The organism is Actinomadura kijaniata NBRC 14229 (assembly GCF_001552175.1).
Lineage (GTDB): Bacteria > Actinomycetota > Actinomycetes > Streptosporangiales > Streptosporangiaceae > Spirillospora > Spirillospora kijaniata.
In genome coordinates this window covers 1-7775 of the sequence record NZ_BCQR01000279.1, presented here as the reverse complement: position 1 = coordinate 7775, position 7775 = coordinate 1, and the positions used below count along the sequence as shown (strand labels likewise).

Sequence of the window (7775 nt, the reverse complement as noted above, 5' to 3'; positions counted from 1 at the left end):
GGCGGCCGGCGCCTGGCGCGGGCCCTGCTCCCCGCGGCCGCCGGAGGCTTCGCGGCGATGGCCGTCTCCGGCCTGGCGGCGCTGCCGATCGCGGCGTTCACCGCCAGGCGCCGGGCGCGCGCGCTGGCGGCGGCATTCGGCGTGCTCGCCCTGCTGAGCCTGCCGTGGCTGGTCACGGGGTGGCTGCGCCCGTCCGGGATGCCGGGCGACACCGGCGCGGTGGAGGCGTTCGCGGCGCGGGCGGACACGCCGTTCGGCGCCCCGGGCAGCCTGCTGCTCCTGGGCGGGGCCTGGAACCGCGAGACCGTGCCCCCCGCCTACGGGACGCCGCCGCTCGCACTGGCATGGGCGCTGGTCGTGGTCGTGGCGGTCCTGGCGTTCGCCCGCTGGTGCCGGGCCCCGTGGGCGAAGGGCCTGGCCGTGGCGTCGGCCGTCGGCTACGCGCTGGCCGCGTGGGGCGCGGTCGCCCCGGCCTCGCTGCGCGCCGCCATCGACCTGTGGCCCGGCTTCGCCGTCTTCCGCGACGGCCAACAGTACGTCGCACCGCTGGCGGTACTGGTGGCCGTCGGCTTCGGCACCCTGATCGACCGCGTCACCCGAACGACCAGCCACGCCGCGCGTACGGAGAAGGCAGGCACCGACGACCCGAAATCCAGCCCCGGCGACCATGCCAGGGCCGGGGGCGCCGCTGGCGCGGAGGACGGGCGCGTCGCGCACGCAGGGGAGGAACGTGTCGGCGGCGCGGAGGCCAGGTCCGGCGACCATGCCAGGGCCGGGGGCGCCGCTGGCGCGGAGGACGGGCGCGTCGCGCACGCAGGGGAGGAACGTGTCGGCGGCGCGGAGGCCAGGTCCGGCGACCACGCCAGGGCCGGGGACGCCGCTGGCGCGGAGGACGGGCGCGTCGCGCACGCAGGGGAGGAACGTGTCGGCGGCGCGGAGGCGGGGCCCGGCGATCGTGCCGCTGGCGTGGTGGGTGGGCGTTCTGGTGGGGATTCGGCGGGGGTCGCGCTGGGGGTCTTCGCGGTTGTCGCGCCTGTGGTGTTGTTGCCGGGGCTGGCCTGGGGGGCCATGGGGCGGCTTGACGCCGTGGAGTACCCGGACGACTGGGCCGCCGCGCGGCGGATCGTTCAGGCCGATCCCGTGGACGGGGACGTGCTCGTGCTGCCCTGGGCCACCTACCGCTCCTATCCCTGGAACGGCGGGCGCACCAGCCTCGACGCGCTGCCCCGCTACCTGACGCGGCGGGTCGTCGTCAGTGACTCGGTGGTCATCGGGGACGTCACCGTCCCGGCCGAGGATCCGCGCGCCCGGGAGCTGGACCGGATCGTGCGGGGGAGCGGGCCGGTAGTGGACGGGCTGCGGGCCGCCGGGGTCCGGTACGTCGCGCTGGACGCCGAGACCGGCGGCCCGGCGCGGCGGCGTCTCGCGGGGGCCGAGACCGTCGTGGACGGCGCCGACCTGGTGCTGTTCCGGATCGACCGGCCCGCGCGCGGCCACCGCGACGGCGGGGCGCCGACCGGGGTCGCCGTCGCCGCCTGGGTCCTCTTCCTGACCGGGATCATCTGGTCATTCAGTACCTCACCCATTACTCTGATCCCTCACACTCCCCGCATCCCCCGACGAACAAGGACCCCCTGATGCGTGTTGCGATCGCGGCGGTGACCGGTGTCCTGCTGGCAGCGCTGACCTCGGTCGGTGTGGTGCAGCTGGCGAACGCCGACCAGAAGGACCCCGTCATCAAGCCGCTCTACAACTACGGCTCCCGGTAGGCCCCGGCCGCACCGCGCGATGGACGCCAACGGCGCGGCCCCGGTCCTGGAGATCGTGGTCCCGGCCTACAACGAGGCCGTGCGGCTGCCGCGCGGCCTGGCCGAGCTCGGCGCCAAGCTGGCCGGGCTGCCGTTCCCCGCCGCGGTGGTCGTCGTGGACAACGGCAGCACCGACGCCACCGCCCGGATCGCCGAGCGGTGGTCGGGACCGGTCCCGGTCCGGCTGGTGCGCTGCCCGACGCGGGGCAAGGGCGCGGCCGTGCGCGCCGGGCTGCTGGCCACCCGCGCCCCTCAGGTGGGGTTCTGCGACGCCGACATGGCGACCGGCCTGGACGCGCTGGACGGCGTCCTGGAGCTGCTGCGCGCCGGGCATCCCGTCGTGGTCGGGTCCCGGCGGCACCCCGCCTCGCGGGTGGAGGACTACAGCCACCCGCTGCGCCGGGTCGGCGCGATCGTGTTCAACCTGCTGATCCGCGACCTGGTGGGCGGGGTCACCGACACCCAGTGCGGGTTCAAGTTCTTCGACGGGGAGCTGGCGCGGGCCGCCGCCGCCGAGCTGCGGACCGACGGGTTCGCGTTCGACGTGGAGCTGCTGGCGGCGTGCGTGCGGCGCGGCGCGGCCGTCACGACCGTCCCGGTGGAGTGGCGGGACGTGCCCGGCTCGACGTTCTCGGTGGGGCGCCACTCGGCGACGTGCCTGCGCGACCTGACGGCGATCCGGCTGCGCGCCGGACGCGCCGCCGCGCGCGCCCCCGCCCCCCGGCCGATCACCGAGCCCACCGGGGCCGGATCCGGATGACCGGCCAGCTCACCGGCCTGCGGATGGCCGTCGTCAACTGGCGCGACCCCTGGCACCCGGCGGCGGGCGGGGCCGAACGCTACGCCTGGGAGATCGCCCGCCGGTTCGCCGCGCGCGGCGCCCGCGTCACCTATCTCACCTGCCGCGCCCCCGGCCAGCGCCGCCGCGACCGCGTCGAGGGCGTGGAGTTCGTGCGGCTCGGCGGCCGGTTCACCGTGTACCCGCTGGTCCTGGCGTGGCTGCTGGCGCGCCGCCGCCGGTTCGACGCGGTGGTCGACTGCCAGAACGGCATCCCGTTCTTCACCCCCTGGGCGCTGCCCCGCCGCGTCCCCGTCTTCCAGGCGATCTTCCATGTGCACGACGCGCAGTTCGGCCTGTACTTCCCGGCGTGGCTGGCCTGGGTCGGGCGGACGCTGGAGGGCCCCGTCGCCCGCTGGACCTACCGCCGCCACGCCTGCACGGCGATCTCGCTGACGACGCTCGCCGCGCTGCGCGAGCGCCTCGGCTGGACCGGCCCCGTCTACCTGGTCCCGGTCGGCGTCACGATCCCCGCGGACGACCCCGCCCCCCGCGAGCCGGAGGGCGACCCCGAGCTGGTCTGCGTGACCCGCCTCGTCCCGCACAAACGCGTCGACCACCTCCTCGACCTCGCCGAACGCCTCCGCCCCCACCGGCCCGGCCTGCGGATCAACGTCATCGGCCGCGGCCCCGAGCACGACCGCCTCGCCGCCGCGATCGCCGACCGCGGCCTGACCGGCGTGGTGACGCTGCGCGGCTTCGTCTCCGAGGAGGACAAGGCCGCCCTGGTCGCCCGCGCCGACCTGCACCTCAGCGCCTCCCAGGGCGAGGGCTGGGGCCTGTGCGTCGCCGAGGCCGCCGCGCTGGGCGTGCCGACCGTCGCCTACGACGTGGACGGGCTGCGCGACGCCGTCCGCGACGGCGTGACCGGCTGGCTGGTCCCCGGCGGCGAGGACCTGGCCGCCACCGTCGAGCGCGCGCTGAAGGAACTGGACGACCCCGTCCGCCGCGCCGAGGTCACCGCGGCGTGCCGGGCCTGGGCCGCCGAGTTCGACTGGGAGCGCACCGCCGACCGCATGGGCGACCTGCTGGCCGCCGCCGTCCGCGCGGGCGGCAGCTCCACCGCCGATGCCGAGGCGCACGTGGTCCACCGGTACGGTGACGACCACCCCCGGGTCGTGGAGGGACCGCTCCGCGACGAGATCCTCCGCGCGCCCGAGGGCGTGCGCGCGGTGCGGACCGCCACCCCGCTGGAGCGGCTGCTCGGCCGCGCGGACGGCTGAGCGACGCGGTCCGGCGGGGTTTCGGGAGAGGGGACACGAACGGCATGGCGATCGGGGCATGGGCCGACCGGCTGGCCCGCCGCGTGTCCGCCGCCGACCGCACGCCCGCGGCGTCCCGCGACGCCGCCCCCGATCCCGCGGGGGCCGATCCGGTCTGGCGGGACCGCCTCCGCGTCCTGGTCTGCTGCCTGGCGCTGACCGTGCTGGCCGTCACGACCCGGCCGGGACGCGTCCTGGCCGACACCAAGATCGACATGGCGGTGTCCCCGGCGGCGTTCCTGGGCCGCGCCCTGCACCTGTGGGACACCGCGCAGTTCGGGCAGCTCCAGAACCAGGCCGCCGGGTACTTCTTCCCCTGGGGTCCGTTCCACCTGCTGGGCGATCTGGCCGGGCTGCCCGCGTGGATCACGCAGCGGATGTGGATGGCGCTGCTGATGTGCGCGGCGTTCCTGGGCGCGCGCAGGCTCGCCGACCGCCTCGGCCTCGGCGGTCCGGTGAGCCGCCTGTTCGGCGGCATGGCGTACGCGCTCGGCCCGCACGGGCTGTCGGCGCTCGGCCAGAACTCCTGGGAGTACCTGCCGCTGGCGCTGCTGCCCTGGACCGTGATCCCGCTGGTCACGGCCGTGCGCAACGACGGGGGCCGGGCGCGGGCGGCGGCCCGTTCCGGGGTCGCGGTCGCGCTGTGCGGCGGCATCAACGGCACCGCGACCGTCGCGGTCCTCGCCGTCCCCGGCCTGTACCTGGTGACCCGGCGGTGCCCCCGGCTGCTGGCCTGGTGGCTCCCCGCCGTGCTGTGCGCGGTCGCGTGGTGGCTGGTGCCACTGGTGCTGACCGGAAGGTACGCGTTCTCCTGGCTCGGCTACACCGAGAAGGCCGACACCACCACCGCCTCCACCGGCCTGCTCGACGTGCTGCGCGGCGCCGAACGCTGGATCAACTACCTCGGCGGCGAGTCCCTGCCGGTCGGCCACCTGCTGGCGAGCCGCCCCGCGCTGATCGTCGCGACGGTGCTGCTGGCGGCGCTCGGCCTGGTCGGGCTGGCCCGCCGCGACCTGCCCGAACGCACGTTCCTGCTGCTCACCCTGCTGGCCGGGCTGGCGGTCGTCACCGCCGGGCACGCCAGCGCGGTCGAGGGCCCCCTCGCCCCGGTCGTGCGGGACCTGCTGGACGGCCCCCTCGCGCCCCTCCGGAACCTCTACAAGTTCGACGGCCTGGTCCGGCTGCCGCTCGCGCTCGGTCTGGCCCACCTGCCGGGCACGCTGCGCCGCCCCCGGGTGCGGCTGACGGCGTTCGCGCTGGCGGCGGCGACGCTGGCGGCGGTCGCCTCGCCCGGCCTCACCAACGGGCTGGCCGGGCCCGGCGACTTCCCCGACGTCCCCCGCTACTGGCGCGACGCCGCGAACTGGCTGAACGGCCGAGCCGGGCAGCAGGCGGTGCTCGCGGTCCCCGGCGCGCGGTTCGGCGACTACACGTGGGGGCGGCCGATGGACGACGTCGTCCAGCCCCTGCTGCGGACCCGCTGGGGCGCGCGGCAGCTCGTCCCGCAGGGCTCGCCCGGCTACGCGCGGATCGTGGACGCGCTCGACCAGCGGATCGCCGCCGGGCGGGGCTCGCCGGGGCTGACCGCGACGCTGGCCCGGATGGGCGTGCGCTACCTGCTGGTCCGCAACGACCTGTCCCGCTGGGACCTGCGCGGCGCGTGGCCCGCGCGGGTGCAGCAGGCGCTGCTGACCTCGCCGGGGATCACGCGGGTGGCGGCGTTCGGGACCGAACAGGCCGTCGGCTGGGGGGCCGACGACGCCGTGGGGGCCTTCGACCAGCGGTACCCGCCCGTCGAGATCTACGAGGTCGCCGACGCCGACGACGTGGTGGGCCTGCTCGACGCCGAACGCCCGCTCCGGGTGCGCGGCGCGCCCGAGGCCCTGCTCGGGCTGGCCGACAACGGCGCGCTCAGGGGCCGCCCCGTGCTGGTCGGCGACGACGATCCGAACGCCCCCGCCGACACCGTCTCCTCCGACGCGCTGCGCTGGCGGGAACGCGGGCTCGGCGAGATCCGCACCCTGATCGGCCCGACGATGACGGCGGACCGCCCCCGCGCCGACACCCGGGGGCGCGGGGCCGACCCCGAGGAGGCCGCCTGGCGGCGGGACCGCACCGTCGCCGAGTACACCGGCGTCCGCGACGTCACCGCCTCCGCCTCGGCGTCCGACCCCGGCTCGATCACCGGTCTGGACGACCCCGGCGCGCTCCCGTACGCCGCGCTGGACCGCGACCCCGGCACCCGGTGGATCACCGGCGGGTGGAACGGCCCGGTCGGGCAGTGGCTGCGCGTGGACCTCGCCGAGCCCCGCGACCCCGGAACGATCGAGGTGACGTTCGTCCGCAACGAGTTCCTCGGGCCGCCGCCCGCCCGCGTCGCCGTCGAGACCCGCAACGGCGTCCTCGAACAGCCGGTCACCGCCGACGGGAGGCCGCAGCGGCTCAACGTCCCCCCGGGACGGACCGACTGGCTGCGCCTCCGGGTCACCGGCCTGGCCCGCCGCCCCGAGTCCCTCGCGGCGGCCCGCGTCGCGGTCGCCGAGCTGGCGATCCCCGGCGTCCGTGCCACCCGCTACCTGCGGCTTCCCCGGGGCGGCACGGCACAGGTGATGACGCGTTCGGTGCCGCCGCGCCCGGAGTGCATGCGGGGCGCCGCCCGCGTGGTGTGCTCCCCGGAGCTCGGCCGCGGGGACGAGGACGGCGCGACGCTGAACCGCGTGTTCACCGCGGGCGCCGCCGCCGACACGGTCGTCACCGGCCGGGCCGTGCTCCGGGATCCCGCGCTGATCGACCGGCTCACCCGCGGCGGCTCCCGGACGACGGTGACGGCCAGCTCGGTGTGGACGCGGGAACCGCCGGGGCTGCCGCGTTCGGCGTTCGACGGCGACGAGGCCACGACCTGGGTCGCCGACGGCGACGACCGCGCGCCGACGCTCCGCGTCGCGTGGGGGAGCGAGCTGCCGGTCGGCGAGGTCACCGTGGTCCGCCCGCCGGGCGCGGGCGAGGGGCTGCGGCTCACCGTCACCGGCGCGCGCGGCGAGGCCCGCGAGGGCCTGGTGGACAAGAGCGGCAGGCTGCGGTTCGAGCCCCTGCGGACCGACCGGCTGACGTTGCGGTTCGACGCGCAACGGACGCCCGTCCAGGTCGGCGAGGTGCGGATCCCCGGCGTCCCGGCCCTGACGGGATCGGGGTTCGAGAAGGCCGTCACGCGCTGCGGGGACGGGCCGGTCCTGGAGGTCAACGGCGCGCGGATCCGCACGAGGATGACCGTCACCGTCGACGACCTGGTGCAGGGGCGCGCGATGCCGTTCCGGTCCTGCGGGCCGGTGCCGGTGGTGGCGGGCGACAACCGGATCTCGGCGGGTGGCGACCGCCACCAGGTGGACTCGCTGCTGGTGGACCCCGGCGGGCGGCTCGGCGGGGCCCCCGCCAGATCCGCCGAGGCCGTGCGGATCGAGTCGTGGGGCAAGGGCTCGCGGAAGGTCGAGGTGACCGCCGACCGCCGGTCCTACCTGGTCGTCAACGAGAACTTCAACGCGGGCTGGCGCGCCCGCACCGCCACCGGCCGCGAGCTGCGCCCGGTGCGCCTGGACGGCTGGCGGCAGGCGTGGGAGGTCCCCGCCGGAACGACCGGCGTCATCACGATCGGTTACGGGCCCGACCTGGTCTACCGGCTGTCGCTGCTGGCCGGGCTGGTCCTGCTGCTGGGGCTGGCGGCCGTGGCGGCGCGCCCGGCCCGCGCCGCGCCCGCCCCTCCGGCGGAGGCGCCGCGGGGGCGCTGGCCGACGCCGCCGGTCCTGGTCCTGGCGGCCGTGCTGGGCTTCTGGCTGGCGGGGTTCGTGGGGCTGGCGGTCACGCCGCTGGCGG

Annotated in this window: 5 protein-coding genes; all 5 read left to right on the top strand. The window is 77.2% G+C overall.

What is annotated here, in order from left to right:
- Positions 1-1638 (top strand): hypothetical protein (locus tag AKI01S_RS52610; protein ID WP_067833311.1); only part of this gene is annotated, 1638 nt, incomplete at its 5' end.
- Positions 1638-1769, top strand: a complete 132-nt coding sequence (locus AKI01S_RS54525; RefSeq protein ID WP_281186221.1) for a hypothetical protein — start codon at positions 1638-1640, stop codon at positions 1767-1769. The genes AKI01S_RS52610 and AKI01S_RS54525, both read left to right, overlap by 1 nt.
- Positions 1770-1788: 19 nt before the next feature.
- Positions 1789-2568, top strand: coding sequence for a glycosyltransferase (locus AKI01S_RS47255; RefSeq protein ID WP_067833308.1), 780 nt, complete (start codon positions 1789-1791; stop codon positions 2566-2568).
- Positions 2565-3869 (top strand): glycosyltransferase family 4 protein, encoded by a 1305-nt coding sequence (locus AKI01S_RS47250; RefSeq protein WP_067833306.1) that lies wholly within the window; start codon positions 2565-2567, stop codon positions 3867-3869. The genes AKI01S_RS47255 and AKI01S_RS47250 overlap by 4 nt, the downstream gene beginning before the upstream one ends.
- Before the next feature lie 44 nt (positions 3870-3913).
- On the top strand, positions 3914-7775 hold a 3862-nt coding region (locus tag AKI01S_RS47245), incomplete at its 3' end, for an alpha-(1->3)-arabinofuranosyltransferase domain-containing protein (protein ID WP_067833303.1).